Source organism: Streptomyces sp. NPDC054047, from assembly GCF_055585065.1.
On the sequence record NZ_JBVJKV010000009.1, the window covers coordinates 231,901 to 251,371 of the forward strand.

General features: G+C 72.9%; 19 protein-coding genes. 2 read left to right on the forward strand and 17 right to left on the reverse strand.

Annotation, left to right across the window (positions count from 1 at the left end):
* The 8 genes from ACZ6ZP_RS29725 to ACZ6ZP_RS29760 form a co-directional block, all read right to left on the reverse strand.
* The coding region (locus ACZ6ZP_RS29725) for a thiamine pyrophosphate-binding protein (protein WP_469409018.1) at positions 1-1,004 on the reverse strand (1,004 nt) is incomplete at its 3' end.
* Positions 1,005-1,015: 11 nt separating this feature from the next.
* The gene (locus ACZ6ZP_RS29730) at positions 1,016-1,801 is read right to left on the reverse strand and encodes an SDR family oxidoreductase (protein WP_351165029.1); all 786 of its coding nucleotides are present in this window, start codon (positions 1,799-1,801) and stop codon (positions 1,016-1,018) included.
* Between the two features lie 19 nt (positions 1,802-1,820).
* A complete protein-coding gene (locus ACZ6ZP_RS29735; RefSeq protein WP_469409019.1) occupies positions 1,821-2,561 on the reverse strand; it encodes an SDR family oxidoreductase in 741 nt (246 codons plus the stop codon).
* A 10-nt stretch (positions 2,562-2,571) separates the two neighbouring features.
* Positions 2,572-3,093, reverse strand: a complete 522-nt coding sequence (locus ACZ6ZP_RS29740; RefSeq protein WP_351165026.1) for a cupin domain-containing protein — start codon at positions 3,091-3,093, stop codon at positions 2,572-2,574.
* An 11-nt stretch (positions 3,094-3,104) separates the two neighbouring features.
* Entirely contained in the window at positions 3,105-3,914 is an 810-nt protein-coding gene (locus tag ACZ6ZP_RS29745) for an alpha/beta fold hydrolase (protein ID WP_383818102.1), read from the reverse strand.
* A complete protein-coding gene (locus tag ACZ6ZP_RS29750; protein ID WP_469409021.1) occupies positions 3,911-4,708 on the reverse strand; it encodes an aspartate dehydrogenase domain-containing protein in 798 nt (265 codons plus the stop codon). Before ACZ6ZP_RS29750 ends, ACZ6ZP_RS29745 begins: the two co-directional genes overlap by 4 nt.
* Positions 4,705-5,688: a VOC family protein gene (locus ACZ6ZP_RS29755; RefSeq protein ID WP_366464964.1), complete on the reverse strand. Its 984-nt coding sequence runs from the start codon at positions 5,686-5,688 to the stop codon at positions 4,705-4,707. The genes ACZ6ZP_RS29750 and ACZ6ZP_RS29755 overlap by 4 nt, the downstream gene beginning before the upstream one ends.
* A 23-nt stretch (positions 5,689-5,711) precedes the next feature.
* Positions 5,712-7,199: an aldehyde dehydrogenase gene (locus ACZ6ZP_RS29760; protein ID WP_469409022.1), complete on the reverse strand. Its 1,488-nt coding sequence runs from the start codon at positions 7,197-7,199 to the stop codon at positions 5,712-5,714.
* Positions 7,200-7,522: 323 nt separating this feature from the next.
* On the opposite strand from ACZ6ZP_RS29760, the gene ACZ6ZP_RS29765 reads away from it, so the two are divergent.
* On the forward strand, positions 7,523-8,908 hold the full coding sequence (locus ACZ6ZP_RS29765) for an MFS transporter (protein WP_361463102.1): 1,386 nt from the start codon (positions 7,523-7,525) through the stop codon (positions 8,906-8,908).
* Positions 8,909-9,039: 131 nt separating this feature from the next.
* Here the strand turns inward: ACZ6ZP_RS29765 and ACZ6ZP_RS29770 are convergent, their stop codons facing one another.
* The 8 genes from ACZ6ZP_RS29770 to ACZ6ZP_RS29805 are packed head-to-tail and all read right to left on the reverse strand — an operon-like array spanning position 9,040 to position 17,338.
* Positions 9,040-9,786 (reverse strand): ferredoxin reductase, encoded by a 747-nt coding sequence (locus ACZ6ZP_RS29770; protein WP_361463409.1) that lies wholly within the window; start codon positions 9,784-9,786, stop codon positions 9,040-9,042.
* Positions 9,787-9,790: 4 nt separating this feature from the next.
* The gene (locus ACZ6ZP_RS29775; RefSeq protein WP_351165155.1) at positions 9,791-10,402 is read right to left on the reverse strand and encodes a sulfite oxidase-like oxidoreductase; all 612 of its coding nucleotides are present in this window, start codon (positions 10,400-10,402) and stop codon (positions 9,791-9,793) included.
* Positions 10,403-10,404: 2 nt separating this feature from the next.
* The gene (locus tag ACZ6ZP_RS29780) at positions 10,405-11,793 is read right to left on the reverse strand and encodes an amidohydrolase (RefSeq protein ID WP_383818107.1); all 1,389 of its coding nucleotides are present in this window, start codon (positions 11,791-11,793) and stop codon (positions 10,405-10,407) included.
* A 36-nt stretch (positions 11,794-11,829) separates the two neighbouring features.
* Entirely contained in the window at positions 11,830-12,612 is a 783-nt protein-coding gene (locus tag ACZ6ZP_RS29785) for a phosphorylase family protein (protein WP_361463108.1), read from the reverse strand.
* Positions 12,609-13,508 carry an ABC transporter permease gene (locus ACZ6ZP_RS29790; RefSeq protein WP_351165015.1) on the reverse strand — a complete coding sequence of 300 codons (900 nt, stop codon included), beginning with the start codon at positions 13,506-13,508 and terminating at the stop codon, positions 12,609-12,611. Before ACZ6ZP_RS29790 ends, ACZ6ZP_RS29785 begins: the two co-directional genes overlap by 4 nt.
* Entirely contained in the window at positions 13,505-14,596 is a 1,092-nt protein-coding gene (locus ACZ6ZP_RS29795; RefSeq protein WP_366464615.1) for an ABC transporter permease, read from the reverse strand. The genes ACZ6ZP_RS29790 and ACZ6ZP_RS29795 overlap by 4 nt, the downstream gene beginning before the upstream one ends.
* A complete protein-coding gene (locus ACZ6ZP_RS29800) occupies positions 14,596-16,302 on the reverse strand; it encodes an ABC transporter ATP-binding protein (protein ID WP_469409024.1) in 1,707 nt (568 codons plus the stop codon). Before ACZ6ZP_RS29800 ends, ACZ6ZP_RS29795 begins: the two co-directional genes overlap by 1 nt.
* Entirely contained in the window at positions 16,286-17,338 is a 1,053-nt protein-coding gene (locus tag ACZ6ZP_RS29805; protein ID WP_361463117.1) for a BMP family ABC transporter substrate-binding protein, read from the reverse strand. The genes ACZ6ZP_RS29800 and ACZ6ZP_RS29805 overlap by 17 nt, the downstream gene beginning before the upstream one ends.
* A 363-nt stretch (positions 17,339-17,701) precedes the next feature.
* Here ACZ6ZP_RS29805 and mtnA point away from each other — a divergent pair, with 363 nt between their 5' ends.
* On the forward strand, positions 17,702-18,769 hold the full coding sequence (gene mtnA / locus ACZ6ZP_RS29810) for an S-methyl-5-thioribose-1-phosphate isomerase (protein WP_469409025.1): 1,068 nt from the start codon (positions 17,702-17,704) through the stop codon (positions 18,767-18,769).
* An 86-nt stretch (positions 18,770-18,855) separates the two neighbouring features.
* On the opposite strand, the gene mtnB is transcribed toward mtnA, so the two are convergent.
* Complete coding sequence (mtnB, locus tag ACZ6ZP_RS29815; RefSeq protein ID WP_351165009.1) at positions 18,856-19,464, reverse strand: methylthioribulose 1-phosphate dehydratase; 609 nt, start codon at positions 19,462-19,464, stop codon at positions 18,856-18,858.
* Positions 19,465-19,471 lie beyond the last annotated feature (7 nt).

Below are 19,471 nucleotides of genomic sequence, written 5' to 3' on the forward strand. Positions count from 1 at the left end.
ACGGTGGCCGTCAGGTGGGTTGAGCTTGCCGGGTCTGCGTCCGTCGAGTTGGTTGAGGCGGTCGGGTCGGTGGCCGTCAGGTGGGTTGAGCTTGCCGGGTCTGCGTCCGTCGAGTTGGTTGAGGCGGTCGGGTCGGTGGCCGTCAGGTGGGTTGAGCTTGCCGGACCCGCGTCCGTCGGGTCGGTTGAGCCTGCCGGGCCCGCGCTCGTCGGGTCGGTTGAGCCTGCCGGACCCGCGTCCGTCGGGTCGGTTGAGCCTGCCGGACCCGCGTCCGTCGGGTCGGTTGAGCCTGCCGGACCCGCGCTCGCCGGGTCGGTTGAGCCTGCCGGACCCGCGCTCGCCGGGTCGGTTGAGCCTGCCGGACCCGCGTCCGTCGAGTCGGTTGAGCCTGCCGGACCCGCGCTCGTCGAGTCGGTTGAACCCGCCGGACCCGCGCTCGTCGAGGCGGTTGAGGGGGTCGGGCCCGAGCTTTCCGGGTCCGTTTGTGCCGCGTACTGCAGATCCACCGGCCACTCCACGCTCGCCGGGCCGCCCGGGTCCGTCAGAGCCGCTCGGGCCGCCTCGCGGAGGATGCGGCCCGCCGTGTCGGCGGACGGGATCGTCGCCGCGTACTTGGACACCGCGCCGAGCATGCCCAGCTGGTCCTTGGTCTCGTGGATGAAGCCCCGGCCGCTGCCGAGGAACTCGGCCTCCACCTGGCCCGTGACGTGCAGGACGGACGTGCCCGCGCTGAGCGCCTCGACCAGGGAACCGGCCGCGTTGCCCGCGCCCGTGCCCGTCGAGGTCAGCGCACAGCCCAGCGAGCCGCGTGCCCGGCCGTAGGCGTCGGCGGCGTTCACGGCGGTCGCCTCGTGGCGGACGGGGACGAAGCGCAGCTCCCGGTCGACGGCCTCGACCAGCGGCAGATTGTGCACGCTGACGATCCCGAAGACCGTGTCGACGCCGAGTTCGCGCAGGACGGCGACGAGGAGGTCGCCGCCGGTGGCGTAATGCAGGGGTGGCATGGGTGAGCTCCTCAGAGGATGCCGCGGCCGACGCCGCCGCAGACGTCGATGCTGGTGCCGGTGGTGTACGAGGCGCGGGGCGAGAGCAGCGCGACGATCGCGTACGCGACCTCCTCCGCCCGGCCCAGGCGCCCGAGCGCGATGCCGCGGTCCGCCGCGAGCTCCGCCTGCCAGTCCTCGTAGCTGAGACCGGAGTCGGCGGCCGCATGACGGCGGGTCCACTGGCCGGTGTCGATCAGGCCCAGGCAGACCGAGTTGACGCGGATGCCCTCCGGGGCGAGCTCGGTGGCCAGGGACTTGGAGAGGTTGAGGATGCCCGCGCGGGCCGCGCTCGTGGTGATGAGCCGGGGTTCGGGCTGCTTGGCGAGCACCGCGTTGACGTTGACGACGCTCGCCGCGTCCGACGCCGCCAGGTGCGGCCGGGCCGCGTGCAGGGGGTTGAGGACGCCGGCGAACTTCAGCTCCAGCTCGTCGCGCCAGTCCTCGGCGGTCGAGTCGTCCAGGCCCTTCATGCGGGACTGCCCCGCGTTGTTGACGAGCCCGTCGACCGAGCCGAAGGTGTCGGCGGCGCGCTCGGTGAACTCCCGTACGGCGTCCGCGTCGCGCACGTCGCACACGCCCGTCAGGAGGCGGTCGCCGCCGCCGAGTCCTGCCGCCGCCTTCGCCAGGCGGTCGGCGTCACGCCCGCAGGTCGCGACGCGCGCGCCCTCGTCGAGCAGGGCGCGGACCGTGGCCAGGCCGACGCCCGAGCTGCCGCCGGTGACCAGGACGGTCCGGTCGGAGAGGCCCAGATCCATAACTCAGTGCTCCAGTACGTCAGTTCATGGTGAATCCGCCGTTGACGGCGATCACCTGTCCGGTCAGGTAGCGGGACTCCTCGGAGAGGAGGAAGGAGACGAGCCCGACGAGGTCGTCCGGCTGCTGCGGGCGTGAGATCGCCCGGTTGCCCCGGTAGAGCGCGTGCCGCTCGGCCGGCACCGTCGCGGTGGCCTCGACCTCGGTGAGGCCGGGCGCCACCGCGTTCACGGTGATCCCCTTGTCGCCGAGCTCCCGCGCCATCGCCCGGGTCAGCGCGATCACCGCGCCCTTGGAGGCGATGTAGTGGGCCAGGCGCGGTGATCCGTAGAGCGCCGCGTCCGAAGCGATGTTGACGATCCGCCCGGGGGAGCGGAAGAGCGGGTGCAGGGCCTTGGCGACCAGCCACGGGCTGCGGGCGTTGACCGCCATCAGGCGGTCCCACACCTCGACGTCGATGTCCTGGAACTCCTTGCCGCCGACGCCGTTGGCCAGCGCGGCGTTGTTGACCAGGCCGTACAGCGGCCCCAAGTCACTTACGGAAGCCGCCAGTTCATCGACCGACGCCGGGTCCGCCACATCGCACCGTACGAAGTGGGCATCGAGGCCCTCCGCGCGCAGTTCCGCGACGGCCTCCCGGCCCCGCGCGGCGTCCACCTCCGCGACGACGACCCGGAAGCCGTCATCGCCCACCCGGCGGGCCATGGCCAGTCCCAGGCCACGGCCCGCGCCGGTGATGACGACGGTGCGGCCGTCGGTCACGGGTGACGCCTCAGTCACGGGTGACGCCGTGCATCGGCGAGTGCTCCGGGTACGTCGGCACCTGCGGCTTCTGCGTGCCGATGACGACGCAGAACAGCGCGTCGGTGTCGCCCTCGTTCTTCAGCGAGCGCGCCACGCCCGCCGGGACGACGATCATGTCGCGGTAGCCGAGCGTGCGGTACTCGACCTCGTCGGCGCCCCGGTGGATACCCACCTTGACCTGTCCCTCCAGGACGAAGAAGGCCTCCTCGACGTCGTGGTGGGTGTGCTCGGGGCCCTCGGCGCCGGGCGGAAGCAGCATGTTGGAGAAGGTGAAGCCGCCGGAGGGCAGGATGCGGCTGTCGTTCTCGTGGTTGCCGGTCGCGCCGGAGCCGACGTAGCGGATCTGTCCGCGGCGGTACTGCGGGCCCGCCTTCTCCTGGAAGGACAGCGTGCTGAAGTCCGCGACACGGGACTCCTTGGTGGCGATCAGCGAGTCGGTGTACGTGCCGAGGTCGCCGCCGTTGTCGTACTCGGTGGTGGTCAGGGGCATGAGGAAGGCTCCTACTCAGGGATGCGGGCGGTGATGCGGAGGTGGGAGAGGACCCAGGCGTTGAACGCCTCGGGCCGCTCCTGGTTGGCCAGGTGACCGGCGTCCTTGACGATCACGTAGGCGGTCTTGTGCAGGGCCCCGGCGACGGCCTGCGAGGCCTCGACGCCGGTGACCCGGTCCTGGTCGCCGCAGAGGACGAGGGCGGGCGCGGCGATCGAGGGGATCTCGGGGCGCAGATCGGCGCTCGCCATGGACTCGGCGGCGTAGGCGTATCCGGGCAGGCGCACGGACGCGGCCATGGTGTCGACGACCCGCCGGACGAGCCGCGGGGGCGCGTCCGGCGAGACGAGCCGGGGCCCGCGCCGCTCGGCGAACGCCCGCGGCCCGAGCTCCGCGAGCTCGGCGGCCCGCTGCCGCATGGCCTCGGCCTTGGCGGGATCGGTGCCCGAACCCGGACTGGAGTCCGCGACGATCAGCGAGTCGACCAGGCCGGGGTGGCGGGCCGCGAGCCGCAGCGCGATCACCCCGCCCCACGACACGCCGAGGACGTGGGCGCTCGCGCCGCGCTCCCGGATGAGGCCGGCCGCCGCGTCCGCGAAGCCGTCCAGGTCCAACGGTCCTTCCGGATCGGCGGACTTGGCGTACCCGGGAGCGTCCCAGGCCACCACCCGCACGTACGCGGACAGCTCGGCGAGCTGCGGGGCGAAGGCGGCGGACGAGGAGCCGATGCCGTGCAGGCAGAGCAACAGCGGCCCGGCGGCGCCCGCCTCCTCGACGTGGACGGCCTCGACATGGCCGGCCCCGACGCGGACGGCCGTCACAGGATCTGCCCCGTCCGCCCGGCGAGCGCCGCGAGGCTGCGCAGGACTGCGTACGGCACGACCTGGCTGGTCGCCGGGTTGCCCGGGTCCGGCAGGTGCGCGACCTCGAAGCGGTACGAGCCGTGCGCGCCGGACGCCTCGACGACGTGCCGCGTGTGGTGGGCGCCGGGGTCGGCGACGACCTGGACCCGCACGGCGTCCAGGTCGCCGACGGCGAGGGCGACCGAGGCCGCGACGTTCGTCGACTTGGGAAACTTCACGGGGACGTCGCGCGCGGTCCCGGACATCACCACGACCGGCCCGGTGGCCGTCCGCATCCGGGTCAGCAACTCCGCGTCCATCCAGGGCTGTTCGAGTGTGGACGGCAGCTTCGTGGTGGTGAGCCGCACCGCGTCGAGCGGGCCGAGCGACCGCACCGCCTGGAGCAGGTCGAGCCCGCCGACCGCGCCCCCGGTGAAGTAGACCCGGCCGGGGCCGGCGGACAGGAGCCGTTTGGAGAGCTCCTCGTCGGTGAGGGCGCCGGTCGAGGCGATCAGCAGGTCGGTCCCGGAGGCCAGGACGCGCTCGCCCCATTCCCGTACGACCCCTTGGCCCGCCGCCTCCACGATGAGGTCGCAGCGCTCCACGGCCTCGTCGAAGGAGACCTGCGGGGCGGGTGCGCTCTCGCCGAGCGGACGGTTGTCGACCAGGCACGTCAACTCGGCGCCGGTGACGCGCTGTTCGGCGAGTGCGGTGCCGACGACCCGGCCGATCGCACCCCAGCCGACGATGCCGACCTTGCGTACGCGCGTCATGCCTGAACCTCCGGGGTGTCTTGGGCGGACAGCGGGCCGGGGTCGGGCGCCCCCGCCATGTGGCAGCGGATCTCCTTCGACGGCGGACCGGCCGTTCCCCACAGGTCGGACAGCTCGGGCACCCGCCGCCAGACCCGGGCGATCCACGCGTCCTCGACGATCTGCGCGACCTCGGAGGTGTACTCGCAGACGAGTCCGGAAGGGTCGGTGAAGTAGGAGAAGGTGTTGTTCCCGGGGCCGTGCCGTCCGGGACCCCACTGCGGGTCGATGCCGTGGTGCCTGAGCCGGCCCAGGCCCCGCATGAAGTGGTCGACCGAGGTCATCTCGTACGCCACGTGGTTGAGCGAGGCCCACCGGGCCTGATTGAACGCGATGCAGTGGTGGTCGGCGTTGCAGCGCAGGAACGCCATCTGGTGCTCGGACCAGTCGGAGACGCGCAGGCCGAGGACGTCGCGGTAGAAGGCGACGGAGGCGTCGATGTCCGCCGTGTTGAGCACCGCGTGCGTGACGCCGACCGGCACGGCTCCGTCCTGGCCGCGCGGCGCGACCGCGTGGACCTCCGCGCTGATCTCGATCAGGCGGTGCTCGGGGTCGGTGAAGCGCAGCCCGTAGCCGCCGCCCACCTGGTCGAGGGGGCCGGGCCCGGCGACCGGCGTGATGCCGCGCGCCAGGAGCCTGCGGGCGGCCTCGTCGACCTCGGCGGGCGTGCCCACCGCGAACGAGATCCTGCCGAGACCGATGCGGTCGGCGCGGGTGAGCTGGAGTGCGTGGTGCTCGGCGCCGGTGCCGCGCAGCCAGGCCGCCGCGCCCCGCTCCAGCTCGACGGTCTCCAGGCCCCAGACCTCCTGGTAGAAGTCGGCGGCCTCGGTGAAGGAGGGCGTGCGCAGTTCGACGGAGCGCAGGGCGCGCAGCCGGGCGATCGGGGGACGGGCGACGGCGGGCGGGGTGATGGTGGGTGGGTCGACGGTGGGTCGGGACATGACCTGCTCCAGAGGTACGGGGTTCAGTTGGCCCAGGGGAGAGGCGCGTCGGCGACGCCCCAGTACAGGGACTTCTGGCGCTGATAGGCGCGGATGCCGTCGCGGCCCTTCTCGCGGCCGAGGCCGCTTTCCTTCATGCCGCCGAAGGGCGTGGCGATGCTGAACTGCTTGTAGGTGTTGATCCAGACCGTGCCCGCGTCGACGCGCCGCGCGATCCGCCAGGCGGCCCGGTGGTCGCGGGTCCAGATGCCGCAGGCCAGGCCGTAGACGCTGGAGTTGGCCTGCCGCACCAGGTCGTCCTCGTCGTCGAAGGGCAGCGCGACCAGGACGGGCCCGAAGATCTCCTCCTGGCAGGTGCGCGAGGAGTTGGGCAGCCCGTCCAGGACGGTGGGCAGGTAGTACGCCCCGTCCCGGTACTCCGCGCCCTGCGGTACGCCCCCGCCGCACAGCACTCGCGCGCCTTCCTCGCGGGCGAGATCGACGTACGCGGCGACGGAGTCCCGGTGCTTGTGGTGGACGAGCGGCGCGACCTGGGTGTCGGGGGCGGTGCCGGGCCCGACACGCAACGTCCGCACCCGTGCGACCAGTTCGCCGACGAATTCCTCGTACAGCTCGCGGGCGACGAAGAGCCGTGACCCCGCGATGCAGGACTGGCCGCTGGAGGAGAAGACGCCGAACATCACGCCGGCCAGGGCCTGCTCGACGTCGGCGTCGGCGAGCACGACCGTCGGCGACTTGCCGCCCAGTTCGAGCGAGACCGGCATCAGCTTCTCGGCGGCGGCGTGCGCGAGCGTACGGCCCGTGCTCGTGCCGCCGGTGAAGGTGACCTTGCCGACGCGCGGATCGCGGACGATCGCGTCGCCCACGAGGCTGCCGCGCCCGGTGAGGACGGACAACAGCCCGGCGGGCAGGCCGTGTTCGGCCAGGGCCCGGGTGATGAGGCGGCCGAGCGCGAGGGAGACCAGCGGGGTCCACTCGGCGGGCTTGAGCAGCACCGCGTTGCCGCCCGCGAGCGCCGGGGCGAGCTTCTGCGCGTCGCTGGCGACGGGGGAGTTCCAGGGGTTGATCGCGCCGACGACGCCGATCGGCTCGTACACGCTCAGCGTCACGTAGTCGCCGCGCGACGGCGTGATCGCCTCCTCGGCGGTCTCCAGGGCGGCGGCCGTGTAGCGGAAGGTGGCCGCCGCGCTGGAGACCAGGGCGCGGGTCTCGGCGAGCGCCTTGCCGGTGTCGGTGGTCTGCAGGGCCGCGAGGTCGTCCGTGGACTCCGCGATCAGCTCGGCGATGCGGTGCAGGAGCAGGGCGCGCCGGTGGGGCAGCAGGTCGCGCCAGCGCGGGTCGGCGGCGGCGTCGGCCGCCCCCCGGGCCGCTTCGGCGACCTCGTCGGGGGAGACCGCGTGGACGGTGGCGATGACGCGGCCCGTCGCCGGGTCGACGGTGTCGGCCGGGGCGCCCGCGCCGCGTCGCCACTCGCCCGCGATGAGTGCTTCGTCGGCTGGGATGCGGGGCATGGGGGCCTCCTGGCGGGACGGGACGTGGTCGAACGGAGCGCTGCCGAGCGGGACTTGAGGGACGGGTCCCGGGCGAACTTCAGACGCTCTTCGGTAAGCGCTAGAAATCTAAGGGCTTAAATATCTGGAGCGCAAGAGCTGTCCGTCGGCAGTCTTCATGGATTTCCCCTGCGGAGACTCTTGACGCGCTCCGGTGCCGGGACGGTACAACTTAAGCGCTTAGAAACTTTGCGCTTACCCGCTTCTTGGCCTGAGTTTCCCCAGACTCCGTGGCCGTCGCGTTCCCCCGCTCATCCCCGCCCCCTCAGCAGCGGAGTTCCCGCATGACGATCGACGCTTCCCCGGACCGAGCGGTCCGGGCCGCCATAGCCGCCCGCTTCGAACGGCTACCCCTGTGCCGCTGGCACGTCACCGTCCGGCTCATCGTGGGCGCGGTCACCTTCTTCGAGGCCTTCGACCAGCTCCTGATCGCCTACGCCCTGCCCGGACTGCGCCAGGAATGGGACCTCAGCACGTCCGCCGCCACGCTGCTGCTCACCGTCGGCTCGATCGGCATGCTGATCGGGGCGCTGCTCTCCGGGCGGCTCGCGGACCGGATCGGCCGCGTGAAGGTCATCGCGCTGTGCATCGCGCTGTCCAGCGTCGCCAACCTGGCCCTGTCCGTTTCCACGTCGCCCGACGCGTTCATGGCCCTGCGGTTCGTCCAGGGGCTCGCGATCGGGGGCGAGGTGCCGGTGGCCGCGACCTTCATCGCCGAGATCACCCGCAGCCACCAGCGGGGCCGCTTCGTCCTCCTCTACGAGCTGGTGTTCCCGGCCGGGCTGACCGTGGGCGCGCTGGTCGCCGCCTGGGTGGTGCCGATCCTGGGCTGGCGCTGGATGTACGCGATCGCGGCGCTGCCGGGCCTGCTCTGCATCCTCGTACAGCGCAAGGTGCCCGAGTCGCCGCGGTGGCTCGCGGACCACGGCAGGGCCGATGAGGCGGCCGCCGTGATGACCGGCATCGAGACGGAGGTCGAACGGATCACGGGCAAACCGCTGCCGCCCGTCGCCGAGGCGCTTCCCGTGGAGGCGCCGGCTCCCGGAGAGGGCGCTTCGGGGCTGCGCGGCTTGTTCAGCGGCCGTTATCGGCGCCGGACGCTGATCATCGGTGTGCTCTGGTTCACCGGCTACTTCGTCAACTACGGGATCACGTCCTGGCTCCCGACGATCTACCAGAACCGCTACGACCTGTCCCTCTCGGACGCGCTCCTCTACTCGACGGTCACGTCCTGTGCGGGTCTGCTCGGCTGCCTGGTCGCCGCGCTGACGGTGGACCGGCTGGGACGGCGGAAGGTCATCACCGGGTGTCTGGGCGGGGCGGCGGTGATGCTGGTGGCGCTCGCGGCGGCCGGCGCGGGTACCCCGGTGCAGGTCCTGGTGTGGACCTCGCTCGCGGCCGTCTTCTTCTTCGGCTCCAACATCTGCCTGTATCTGTACACGCCGGAGCTCTTTCCTACGCGGATGCGGGCGCTCGGGAGCAGTGTGGGCGGGGCGATGAACCGGCTCGGGGTCATTCTCGGGCCGATCGTGGTGGGGGTCGTGTACGCGGGTGGGAACGTGTCGACGGTGTTCGTGATGCTGGGGGCGGTTGCGCTGGTGGGGGCCGTGGTGGCGGCCGTGGGGGCGGAGGAGACCGCGGGGCGGCGGCTGGAGGAGGTTTCGCCGTAGCCCGGGGGAGCTCTAACGGCCCCGCGGGGTCATTGGCCGCCCTCATCACCGGCTCCGCCGAGTTCGTCCAAAAACGCCGGACGGGCTGGATCTCCAGCCCGTCCGGCGTTGGCGACATACAGGGACCCGCCCTACCCGAACCGCTCGATCCGGATCCGGTCGACCGGCTGGCCCCCGGCCACCAGCAGGCGCGACGCATGCTCCGCGAAGCCGTTCGAGCCGCAGATGTACGCCTCCCAGCCCCCGTCGGGCTGCGCGGGGCCAAGGAGCGGGGCCACGTGCTCGGCGCTCAGCCGGCCCTCCGTCCGCGTGAGGACGACCGTGGTCTCGTCGCCGTACTCCTCCGCGTAGATCAGATCCTCGCGCGTACGCGCCGAGACGAGAAGCCGCAGCGGCACCGGACGCCCGGCCCCCCGCCAGTGCCGCAGCATCGACATCAGCGGGACCACGCCGGAGCCCGCCCCGAGCAGCAGCGCGGGACGGTCCCCGGGCCACGCGAAGAACCCGGAGAGCGGCCCCCGCACCTCCACCACGTCGCCCACGCGGGCGACCGTGTGCAGATGACCGGACACCTCGCCGCCCGGCACGTGGTCCAGGGTCAGCTCGATCTCGCCGCCCTCGTCCGGGGCCGACGCGATCGAGTAGTGGCGCTGGGCGACGTACCCGTCCGGGGCCGTGAGCCGCAGCATCAGATGCTGGCCCGGCAGATGTCCCTGCCAGTCGGGCACCCTCAAACGAAAGCTCGACACCGTCCCGGCCGCGTTCTCGCGCCGGACGGCCACCACCTCGGCCCGCTGCCAGAGGGCCGCCGCGCGATTGCTCACCGCGATCCGCCCGGGCACGGCGAACCGCGTCGGCGGCACGAAAGTCCCGTGCACCGTCTCAGTCACCGGAGTAACGCTCCTCACGCCAGGGATTTCCCCGGTGGTGGTAGCCGTTCTGCTCCCAGAAGCCCGGCTCGTCGTGGTCCAGGAGCCGCAGCCCCGCGACCCACTTCACGCTCTTCCAGAAGTAGAGATGGGGGACGATCAGGCGCGCCGGGCCGCCGTGCTCGGGAGGCAGCTCCCCGTCCTCGTACTCCCAGACGATCCACGCCTTGCCGCCCGTCACATCGGCGAGGGGCAGGTTCGTGGTGTAGCCGGTGTGGGAGTACGCGACGACGTGCGTGGCCTCCGTGCGCGGCCCCGCGGCGGCCAGGAACGCGTCCAGGCTCGCCCCGCCGAAGCGCACCCCGAACTTGGACCAGCTGGTCACGCAGTGGATGTCCCCGCGGTACTCGGACGCGGGCAGCGCCCGCGCCTCGTCCCAGGTCCAGGTGCGCGGCGACGCGACGAGCCCGTCCACGCGGAACGTCCAGTCCGCGGCCGTGAGCGTCGGCGTCACCTCGGCGGACAGGACGGGCCAGCCGTCGGCCGCGTCGTACTGCCCGGGAGGCAGTCGCGGGTCGCGGTCGGCGGCGCGGGCGCGGCCGGTGAAGCCGCGGGTGGGTTCGATGGTCATACGGTGTTTGCCACTTCGGAGGTGCTGGTCGTGCTCGTCGGGACAAGCGCCGCGGAGTCGGCCGCGTCCTGGAGGGCGCGCAGCGCGCCCCGCTCGTCCATGGTCACCAGCGTACGGTCCCGCATCAGGACCCGGCCGTCGACGACCGTGTCCCGTACGTCACCGGAGGCTGCCGCGTACGCCAGCATCGACCACGGGTCGTGCCGCGGCGTGAGGTGCGGCCGTGCGAGGTCGAGGACGATCAGGTCCGCGCGCTTGCCCGGTTCGAGGGAGCCCAGCTGGTCGCCGAGGCCCAGGGCCCGCGCGGACTCGATGGTCGCCATCCGGACGGCCTGCTCCGCGCCGACCGCCGTCGGGTCGCCGCCCGCCTTGTGCACGAGCGCCGCCAGCTTCACCGCGCCGAGCAGGTCGAGCGTGTTGGAACTCACCGCGCCGTCCGTGCCGAGGCCCACCGTGACCCCCGCGTCGAGCAGGTCGGGGACGCGCGCTATGCCGCAGCCCAGCTTCAGGTTCGACACCGGGCAGTGCGCGACGGCCGTGCCGGTGCGCGCGATGGTCTCGATCTCCGCGTCCGTGAGGTCCACGGCGTGCGCCAGCAGCGTGTCCGGGCCGAGCACGCCGAGCGAGTCGAGCAGCTCCACGGGGCGCATGCCGTGCTGCTCGGTGACCATCGCCACCTCGCCCGCGTTCTCGGCCGCGTGGATGTGCAGCAGCGCGCCGTGCTCGCGGGCCAGCGCGCTGATCGCCGTCAGCTGCTCGGGGCCGAGGGTGTACGCGGAGTGCGCGAAGACCACCGGGCGGGTGCCCGGCGCCGGGGTGCGGGCGGCCAGGTCCGCCGCCGCCCAGCCGAGCCGCTCCGCGTAGGGGCGGCCGTCCGGCGGGCCCGGCACGTCCATGAACGTGGGGCCCGTCAGGAGGCGCCACCCGGCGTCGCGGGCCACGGCCTCGGCCGCCTCGTGGAACCAGTACATGTCGAGCGCGGCGGTGACCCCGCCGCGCACGGACTCGGCGATCGCGCCCTTGATGCCGGCCGTCACCGTCTCCGGCGAGAGCAGCTCCGCCTCGGCCGGGATCACGCGGGCCAGGAAGCCCTGGAGCGTCACGTCGTCGGCGATGCCGCGGAACAGGGTCATCGCCAGGTGCGTGTGCGTGTTGATGAGGCCCGGCAGGACGAGACAGCCGCGGGCGTCGAGCTCGTCGGCGGCTTCGTGGGCGGCGCGCAGCCGCTCGGCCGGGCCGACGTCGACGATCCGGCCGTCGCGCACGGCGACGGCGCCGTCCTTCACGATCGTGCCGGACGCGTCGACGGTGAGGACGTCGCCGCCGTGGACCAGGAGATCTATGGAGCCGCCCCGGTCCTGGGCCGGCAGGTCAGTGGGGTGCATCGGTTCCGTTCTCCACAAGGTCGTTCGGGTGGCTGCTCAGTGCTCCGTGGCGGCCAGGAGCCGCAGAGCGTCCAAGGCTATCCGGGCGCCCCGGTCGACTCCTTCGGCCACCACGTTCCGGTGCGGGTTGTAGCCGCCTGTCGAAAAAGGGGCTGCTTCGTCGACGAGTTCATCGGCGTTGGCGCCGTCCACGACGAGCGCGCCGCCCGCGACGAGGCCGTGCGTGGACGCGAAGACGTACAGCGCCGAGAGCTCCATCTCGATGGCCGCGATCCCGGCGGCCGCGTACGCCTCGCCGGGCAGCGGCAGGAAGCCCGGCTGGAACGCGGCCCGCGTCCACACCACACCCCGGTGGTACGGCGCTTCGGCCGCGCGGGCCGCGCGCTGGAGCGCGATGACCGCCTCCGGAGTGGCGAACGCCGGGTACTCGGCGGGGATCAGCTGCTGGGTCACGCCGTCGTCGCGCACCGCCGCGTCCGCGATGACCAGGTCGCCGTCGTGGATGCCGGGGCGGATCGCGCCCGCCGTGCCGAGCCGCAGGATGGTGGTGACGCCCGCCTCCGCCAGCTCCTGGAAGAGCAGGATCGCGCCGGGGGCGCCGACGCCGTGCGAGGCGACGACGACCTCGGTGCCCTGCCAACTGCCGGTGAAGGTGCGGTACTCGCGGTGGTACGACACCTCCTTCGCGTCGTCCAGGAGATCGGCGACGGCGGTGGCGCGCGCCGGGTCGCCGACGACGACCGCGCGGGTGGGCAGGCCGGTGCGGGGGACGCGGGTGATGGGCAGCGCGTCGGTGGGCGTACGGGCGTCGGTCGTCATGAGGATGCTCCTGCCAGGGGCGTCGACTTGCGGCGGCGCCTGCGCGCCGTGGAAAGGAAGAGGGCGGCCAATGTCACCACATACGGCGCGGCGTCGGTCGCCTGCTGCGGCATGCCGAGCCCCTGGAGGCGGAAACCGACGGCCTCCGCGATGCCGAAGAGCAGTCCGGCGAGCAGGACGCCGAGCGGCAGGGCGCGGCCCAGCATCACGGCCACCACGGCGATCCAGCCACGCCCTGCGGTCATGTTCTCGGAGAACAACGTGACGTTGCCCAGGGCGAGTTGGGCTCCCGCGAGGCCGCACAGGACGCCTGACGTCAGGACGGCCGCGTACTGATACTTGGCGGGGCTGACCCCCAGCGTCGCCGCCGCGTCGGGAGCCTCGCCCACGCCGCGCAGCCGAAGGCCCCACGGGTGGCGGGCCAGGAACACCGCGGCCACGGCGACGGCGGCCCACGAGAGGTACACGAGCGCGGAGTGCCCGGAGAACACCGCCCCGACGAAGGGGATGTCGATGCCGCCGAGTCCGGCCAGCTCCGGGTCGGAGAAGGTGCCCTGCACGCCGAAGACCGTACGCAGCAGGAACCCGGTCAGGCCGACCGCCAGGAGGTTGAGCGCGACGCCGAGCACCACGGCGTCCCCGCGCAGCGAGATCGTCCCGACGGCCAGGATCATCGAGTACGCCGCAGAGGCGAGGGCGGCGAACAGGACGCCGAGCCAGGCGCTCCCGGTGAACCAGCTGCCCGCCACGCCGCTGAAGCAGCCGATCAGCATCATGCCTTCGAGGCCGATGTTGAAGACGCCCGCGCGCTCGCAGATCGCGCCGCCGAGTGCGGCGAGGAGGATCGGGGTGAGGGCGAGGAGCGCCGAGTGGAACAGCGCGGAGTCGATGCTCATCGCACGCTCACTTCCTTCACTTCGATCTCGGCGGTGGGCTTCTTCCCGGCCCGTCGCCACGTCAGGTTGAGCCGGGCCGCCAGGAAGACGATGACGACGGCCTGGAGGACCTGCGTCAGCTCGCGCGGCACCTCGGTGGTCCGCTCCATCGCCAGCCCGCCCACTTCGAGCGCCGCGAAGAACAGTGCCGCGAGGGCGGTCCCGAGGGGTGCCGCGGCGGCGAGGAGCGCGGCCGTCAGGCCGGTCCAGGTGTGCCCGGCCGCGGTGAGCGACCCGTCGATGAAGCGATAGGGGAAACTCAGCACCCCGATGGCGCCGACGAGACCCGCCACCGCGCCGGAGAGCGCCATGAGCCGCAGCGTGAGCCGGGGCCTGTCGACCCCCGCGTACGCGGCGAAGCGCGGATTGAGCCCCGTCATGCGGATCTCGTAGCCGGTGGCGGTCCGGGCGTCGGCGAACACGAAGACGGCGACCGCTACGGCCACGAGGAGCAGCCCGACGGTGACGGTCGACGACCCGAAGGCGGGCAGCTCGACCCCCTCGGGCATCCGCCGGGTCTGCGGAAGGCTCGACCCGTCCTCCTTGAGCGGGAAGCGCGCGAGGTAGGAGGCGAAGGACATCGCCGGATACCCGAGCAGCAGACTGCTGACGAGCAGCGGCACCCCGAACCGGTTCTGGCACACCGCGGCGAGCGCGGCGTAGGCGGCACCGGCCGCCATCCCCGCGAGCAGCGCGGCGACGACGGTCAGCGGCGCGGGCAGCGGCGAGTAGAGCCCGGTCACCGCCGCGGCGATCCCGCCGAGCACCAGCTGCCCGTCCCCGCCGAGGTTGAGCAGCCCCGCCCGCATGGGGATCGCGAGCGCCAGGGCGAGCCCGATGATGCCGGTCCCGGTGGTGAGCGTGGACCCGATGCCGTCGGGCCCGAGCGCACCGGTCACCACGGAGCCGTACGCCCCGAGGGGATCGGCCCCGGTGCCGAGGAGGAAGAGCGCCCCGACGAGAACGGCGGCGACGACGGAGTGCAGGGCGGGCGCGCGCAGCACGCGCGCGGCGACGGCCCCGGCGGTGCCGGGGGTGTCGGCGGCCATCAGGGTGCCTCCTTCACGGGGGCGGGATCGTCGCTCTCGCGGGGAGGCGGGACGGTGTCGCCGGAATCGGCCGGGGCTGCCGGAGCCGCTCCCGGAGCCGCCGAAGTCGCGGCGGGGGTCGGGGCGGCGGCCGGCGGTCCGGCGTCGGGCCCGTTCGTGGCGCCCGCTGTGCCGGTTCCGGCAGCCATGGCGTCCTTGGCCGCGGTGGCCGCGCCGCCCGCCATGGCGAGGCCGAGTGCTCGCTCGTCCGCGTCCTCGCGGGCGAACTCCGCGGCCACCCGGCCCTCGTACATCACCAGGACACGGTCCGACAGGCCGCGGATCTCGCTCAGTTCGGCGGAGACCAGGAGGACCGCGTGGCCCGCGTCCCGGTGGGCGATCAGCTGGTCGTGGATGGTCTGGATGGCGCCGATGTCGACACCCCGGGTGGGCTGCTCGACGATCAACAGGGGGGAGTCGTGGGCGAGTTCGCGGCCGATCACCAGTTTCTGGAGATTGCCGCCCGACAGCGAGCCCGCCGTGTGACGGGTCGAGGCCGCCTTGATGCCGAAGCGCTCGATCAGGACACGTGCGTGCTCGCGCAGCCAGGACGGACGCAGCAGGCCGTGGCCCCGGTGGTGGCCCATCGCCAGGTTCTCCGCGACCGTCGCGGCCGGCGCCGTGCCGACCGCCACGCGGTCCTCGGGGACGTAGGCGAGCCCCGCCGCGCGGCGATCCGCGGCCGACGCGTCCGTGATGTCCTGCCCGGCGAGCGTGACCCGCCCCCAGGAGAGCGGACGCAACCCCGCGATCGCCTCGACCAGTTCACTCTGACCGTTGCCCGCGACTCCCGCGACGCCCACGATCTCGCCCGCGCGGACCGAGAGCGTGACCCCGCGCACCGCGTCCGTCGACAGGGAATCGACCGAAAGGACCTCGCCGCCCGGCACGCCCGCCGGATGCACGCGGTCCAGCTCCACCGCACGCCCCGTCATCGCCGCGGCGATCCCGTCCGCGCTGGTGTCGGCGGTCCGCATGCGCGCCGCGACCCGGCCGTCCCGCAGGACCGTCACCGCGTCGCTGCCCTCCATCACCTCGCGCAGCTTGTGCGTGACGAGGAGGACCGTGCACCCGTCGTCCGCGAGGGAGCGCAGCACACCGAACAGGGCATCGGCCTCCGACGGGGTCAGGACCGCCGTCGGCTCGTCGAGGATCAGCGTACGAGCGCCGCGGTGGAGGAGCTTGAGGATCTCCACGCGCTGGCGCACCCCCACCGGCAGGTCCCCGACCTTCGCCGCCGGGTCCACCGCGAGGCCGTGCTCCTCGGCGAGCGCACCCACCCGCCGCAGCGCCTGAGCCCGGTCCACCAAGCCGAAACGGCGCGGCTCGGCGGCGTACACGACGTTCTCGGCGACCGTGAAGGACGGGAAGAGCTTGAAGCTCTGGTGCACCATGCCAAGGCCCGCCGCGATCGCCTCGCTGGGGCTCGCGAACGCAACCTCGCGACCGTCGAGCAGGATCTGCCCGGCGTCCGGCCGTTGCAGCCCGTAGAGGACGGACATCAGCGTCGACTTGCCCGCGCCGTTCTCGCCCATCAGCGCATGGATCTCACCGCGCGCGACGGTCAGGTCCACCCGGTCGTTGGCGAGGGTGCCGGGGAACTCCTTGGTGATGCCGCGGAGTTCGACGGCGGGGGCGGCGGTGGAGGGCTCAGGCCGCCGGGTCATTGACCTTCAGCTTCCCGGCGACGATCTCGTCCCGCAGCGACTCGACGCGCTTCAGTACGTCCTTGTGGTCGGCGATCAGGCACTTGGAGTCCGCGACGCCCGGCTCGAGGCCGGTCAGCGACATGCCGCCCTCCTTGAGGCCGTACGACACCGTGGTGCCGCCCTTGCCCTTCAGGATCTGCGCGATGCCCTCCTCGACGGCCACATCGGTCTTCTTCAGTACGTTGTCGACGACGACCCCCGGGCTGCCCAGGCACTGGTTCGCGTCGACGCCGTACGCCTCGAAGCCCTTGTCCTTCGCCGCCTGGAAGACACCGGTGTTGCCGCCCGCCGCGGCCGCCATCACCTGGTCGACCCCGCCCGAGCCGAGCGTCGCCGCCTGGTCCTTGGCGCGCGCCGCGTCATTGAACGGGGACTGCCCGCCGACGAAGAGCGTGCGGGCCTTGACCCCCGACCGCACCTTCTTCGCACCGGCCGCGAACGGCTCGCTGTAGCGGCGGAACTGCGCGTTGTCGAGGACGTCGACGGCGCCGACCTTCTTGCTCTTGGTGAGCAGCCCGGCCTCGGCGCCCGCGAGGTACACCGCCTCGTGCTCGCGGAAGACCGCGCACGTGACGTTCTTGAACGCTTTCTTCGTGCACGCGTCGACCAGCAGGAACTGCTGCTTCGGGTGCGCCTCGGCCTGCTGGGCGGCGATGTCGGCGAACTCGAAGCCGACGAGTGCGATGACGTCGGGCGCGGAGTCCACGGCCGACTGCACGTTCTGCTGCTGCGAGGAGGTGTCGCTGCTCTGGAAGACCTTCGGCTCCCCGGCGCCCTGCGCCTTCGCCGCCGACTTCACCCCGCTGACGGCCAGCTTGAGGAACTCGTTCTGGGCCACCGGGTCGGGCGTGACGAGCGTGAACGCCTTGGCTCCCTCGGCACCGTCCGAACCGCCCTTCTTCGCCGCCGCGTTGCAGCCGGTGGCGAGCAGGGCGGCGCCGACCGCGAGCGAGGACAGCCGAAGGGACGTACGACGGGATATGCGAAGCGGCATGCGCAGGGACATACGGGAGCGCCTTCTCGAAGGAGCCTGGGAGCCCAGGCGGTGGCGGGGAGGGTCGGACGTGCGAAGCGGTGTCGCTCAGCGACAACAGCGACAGCGACAACAGCGACGGCAGCGGCACATTCGCCTGTCGTCGGTCACGGCGGGGCGGCGCACGGAGCCAGCGATCCGCTGGGTCTTCATGGCCGTCCTCCTCGCACCGTGGGTCGATCCGTCCTGGGTGGCGGTGAGAGTAACACCGGATTTCGGACAGCCGCCCGCACGTCTCGAAATATGGTTCGAGCACGTCAGGTACGGTGACGGCACCCCTCCCCGCATGGCCTGAAACGCCCCTATTTTCCCGGAGTTGAGCACATGAGCAGCCAAGACCTGCGCGCTGTCACGTGGACGGCGGCCGCGGAGGGCGCCGCGCCCTCCCTCTCCCTCATCGACCAGACCGCGCTCCCGCACGCGCTGGAGCGCCTCGACGTCACCACCGTCGACCAGCTGATCGACGCGATCGTGCGGCTCGTGGTCCGCGGCGCTCCCGCGATCGGCGCGGCCGGCGGCTACGGCGTCGCGCTCGCCATGGCGCAGGGCGAGCGCGAGGGCTGGGACCGGGCACGCCTGGACGCGGAGGTCGCGCGGGTGCGGGCGGCGCGGCCCACCGCCGTGAACCTGATGGTGTGCGTGGACCGGGTCGCGCCGCTCATCGACGCGGGTCTGCCCGCGGTCCTCGCCGAGGCGGACGCGATCGTGCGGGAGGACCTGGAGGCGAACCACGCGATGGGCGCGTTCGGGGCCGACTGGCTCCTGAAGCGCGTGGCCGCGGACCGCCCGCTGCGGATTCTCACCCACTGCAACACGGGTGCGCTCGCCACGGCGGGCTGGGGCACGGCGCTGGGCGTCATCCGCGAACTGCACGGCCGCGGACGCCTGGAGACGGTGTACGCCGACGAGACCCGCCCCCTGCTCCAGGGCGCGCGGCTCACCGCGTGGGAGCTGGCCCAGGAGGGAATCCCGCACTTCGTCCAGGCGGACGGCGCGGCGGCGGGCACGATCCTGCGGGGCGAGGTGGACGCGGCGATCGTCGGCGCGGACCGGATCGCGGCGAACGGCGACACGGCCAACAAGGTCGGCACGGTGGGGATCGCGCTGGCGTGCGCGTACGCGGGAATCCCGTTCGTGGTGGCCGCGCCCACGACGACGGTGGATCTCGCGACGGCGACGGGTGCTGAGATCCACATCGAACTGCGGGGTGAGGACGAGGTGTTGGAGTGGGCGGGAGTCCGCACCGCTCCGGCGAACTCGCGCGGCCACAACCCGGCCTTCGACGTGACGCCGGGTTCGCTGGTGACGGGGTTGGTGACGGAGCGGGGCGTGCTGGAGGTCGCTGCGGGGGAGTTGCCGGAGGGCTGGACCTCCAGCCCGTCCGGCGTTTGAGGACGAACTCGGCGAAGCCGGTGATGACGGCAACCAAGGCCCCCGCGCCGAGCGGGTTTGTGGGAAGGGGCGGGGTTGGGGAAAAACTAGCCCCGCGTCAGCTCCAACTCCAGCAGCCACTCCACGACCTCCGTGCGATGCCGCGCCTCCCGAGGGTTCGCCCCCCAGACATAGAGCCCGTGCCCGGCGACGACCACCGCCGGCATCCCCGGCGAGAGCGCAGCCTCCAGCCGATCCCCCAGCACCGCCATGTCCTGGCTGTTCTCGATCACCGGCAGCGTCACGGCGACCTCGTGCGTCCCGTGCCCGAGCCCCTTCAGCATCTCCAGGTCCGAGAACGCCACACCCCCCGGCTTCCGATGCCCCATGGCCACCGAAGCGACGGTGTGCACATGCACCACGGCCCCGGCCCCGGTCAGCGCGGCCACCCGCGCGTGCAGCGCCGCCTCCGCGGAGGGGCGCCCCGCGCCCAGCGCGGCGCCGGACGCGTCCGTCAACACCACGTCCGAGGACGTGAGTTCACCCTTGTCGCGCCCGCTCGCCGTCACCGCCAGCTGAAGCGGCGTACGCGAGAGGACCACGGACAGGTTCCCGGACGTACCCCGCATCCATCCGAACGAGGCGAAGCGCGCGGCCTCGGCCGCGAGGACGGCGCCCGCCTCCTCCAGGTCGAGGGCGGCAGTGGTCTCACTCATCGCATGC

Bases quoted from the DNA above. Each gene is read 5' to 3' on its own strand.
- ACZ6ZP_RS29780 (WP_383818107.1), bottom strand. From the start codon at position 11,793: ATGCACCCCACTGACCTGCCGGCCCAGGACCGGGGCGGCTCCATAGAT.
- mtnA (WP_469409025.1), top strand. From the start codon at position 17,702: ATGAGCAGCCAAGACCTGCGCGCTGTCACGTGGACGGCGGCCGCGGAG.
- ACZ6ZP_RS29805 (WP_361463117.1), bottom strand. From the start codon at position 17,338: ATGCCGCTTCGCATATCCCGTCGTACGTCCCTTCGGCTGTCCTCGCTC.
- ACZ6ZP_RS29790 (WP_351165015.1), bottom strand. From the start codon at position 13,508: ATGAGCATCGACTCCGCGCTGTTCCACTCGGCGCTCCTCGCCCTCACC.
- ACZ6ZP_RS29760 (WP_469409022.1), bottom strand. From the start codon at position 7,199: ATGCCCCGCATCCCAGCCGACGAAGCACTCATCGCGGGCGAGTGGCGA.
- ACZ6ZP_RS29740 (WP_351165026.1), bottom strand. From the start codon at position 3,093: ATGCCCCTGACCACCACCGAGTACGACAACGGCGGCGACCTCGGCACG.
- ACZ6ZP_RS29755 (WP_366464964.1), bottom strand. From the start codon at position 5,688: ATGTCCCGACCCACCGTCGACCCACCCACCATCACCCCGCCCGCCGTC.
- ACZ6ZP_RS29785 (WP_361463108.1), bottom strand. From the start codon at position 12,612: ATGACGACCGACGCCCGTACGCCCACCGACGCGCTGCCCATCACCCGC.
- ACZ6ZP_RS29750 (WP_469409021.1), bottom strand. From the start codon at position 4,708: ATGACGCGCGTACGCAAGGTCGGCATCGTCGGCTGGGGTGCGATCGGC.
- ACZ6ZP_RS29800 (WP_469409024.1), bottom strand. From the start codon at position 16,302: ATGACCCGGCGGCCTGAGCCCTCCACCGCCGCCCCCGCCGTCGAACTC.
- ACZ6ZP_RS29730 (WP_351165029.1), bottom strand. From the start codon at position 1,801: ATGGATCTGGGCCTCTCCGACCGGACCGTCCTGGTCACCGGCGGCAGC.
- ACZ6ZP_RS29795 (WP_366464615.1), bottom strand. From the start codon at position 14,596: ATGGCCGCCGACACCCCCGGCACCGCCGGGGCCGTCGCCGCGCGCGTG.
- mtnB (WP_351165009.1), bottom strand. From the start codon at position 19,464: ATGAGTGAGACCACTGCCGCCCTCGACCTGGAGGAGGCGGGCGCCGTC.
- ACZ6ZP_RS29765 (WP_361463102.1), top strand. From the start codon at position 7,523: ATGACGATCGACGCTTCCCCGGACCGAGCGGTCCGGGCCGCCATAGCC.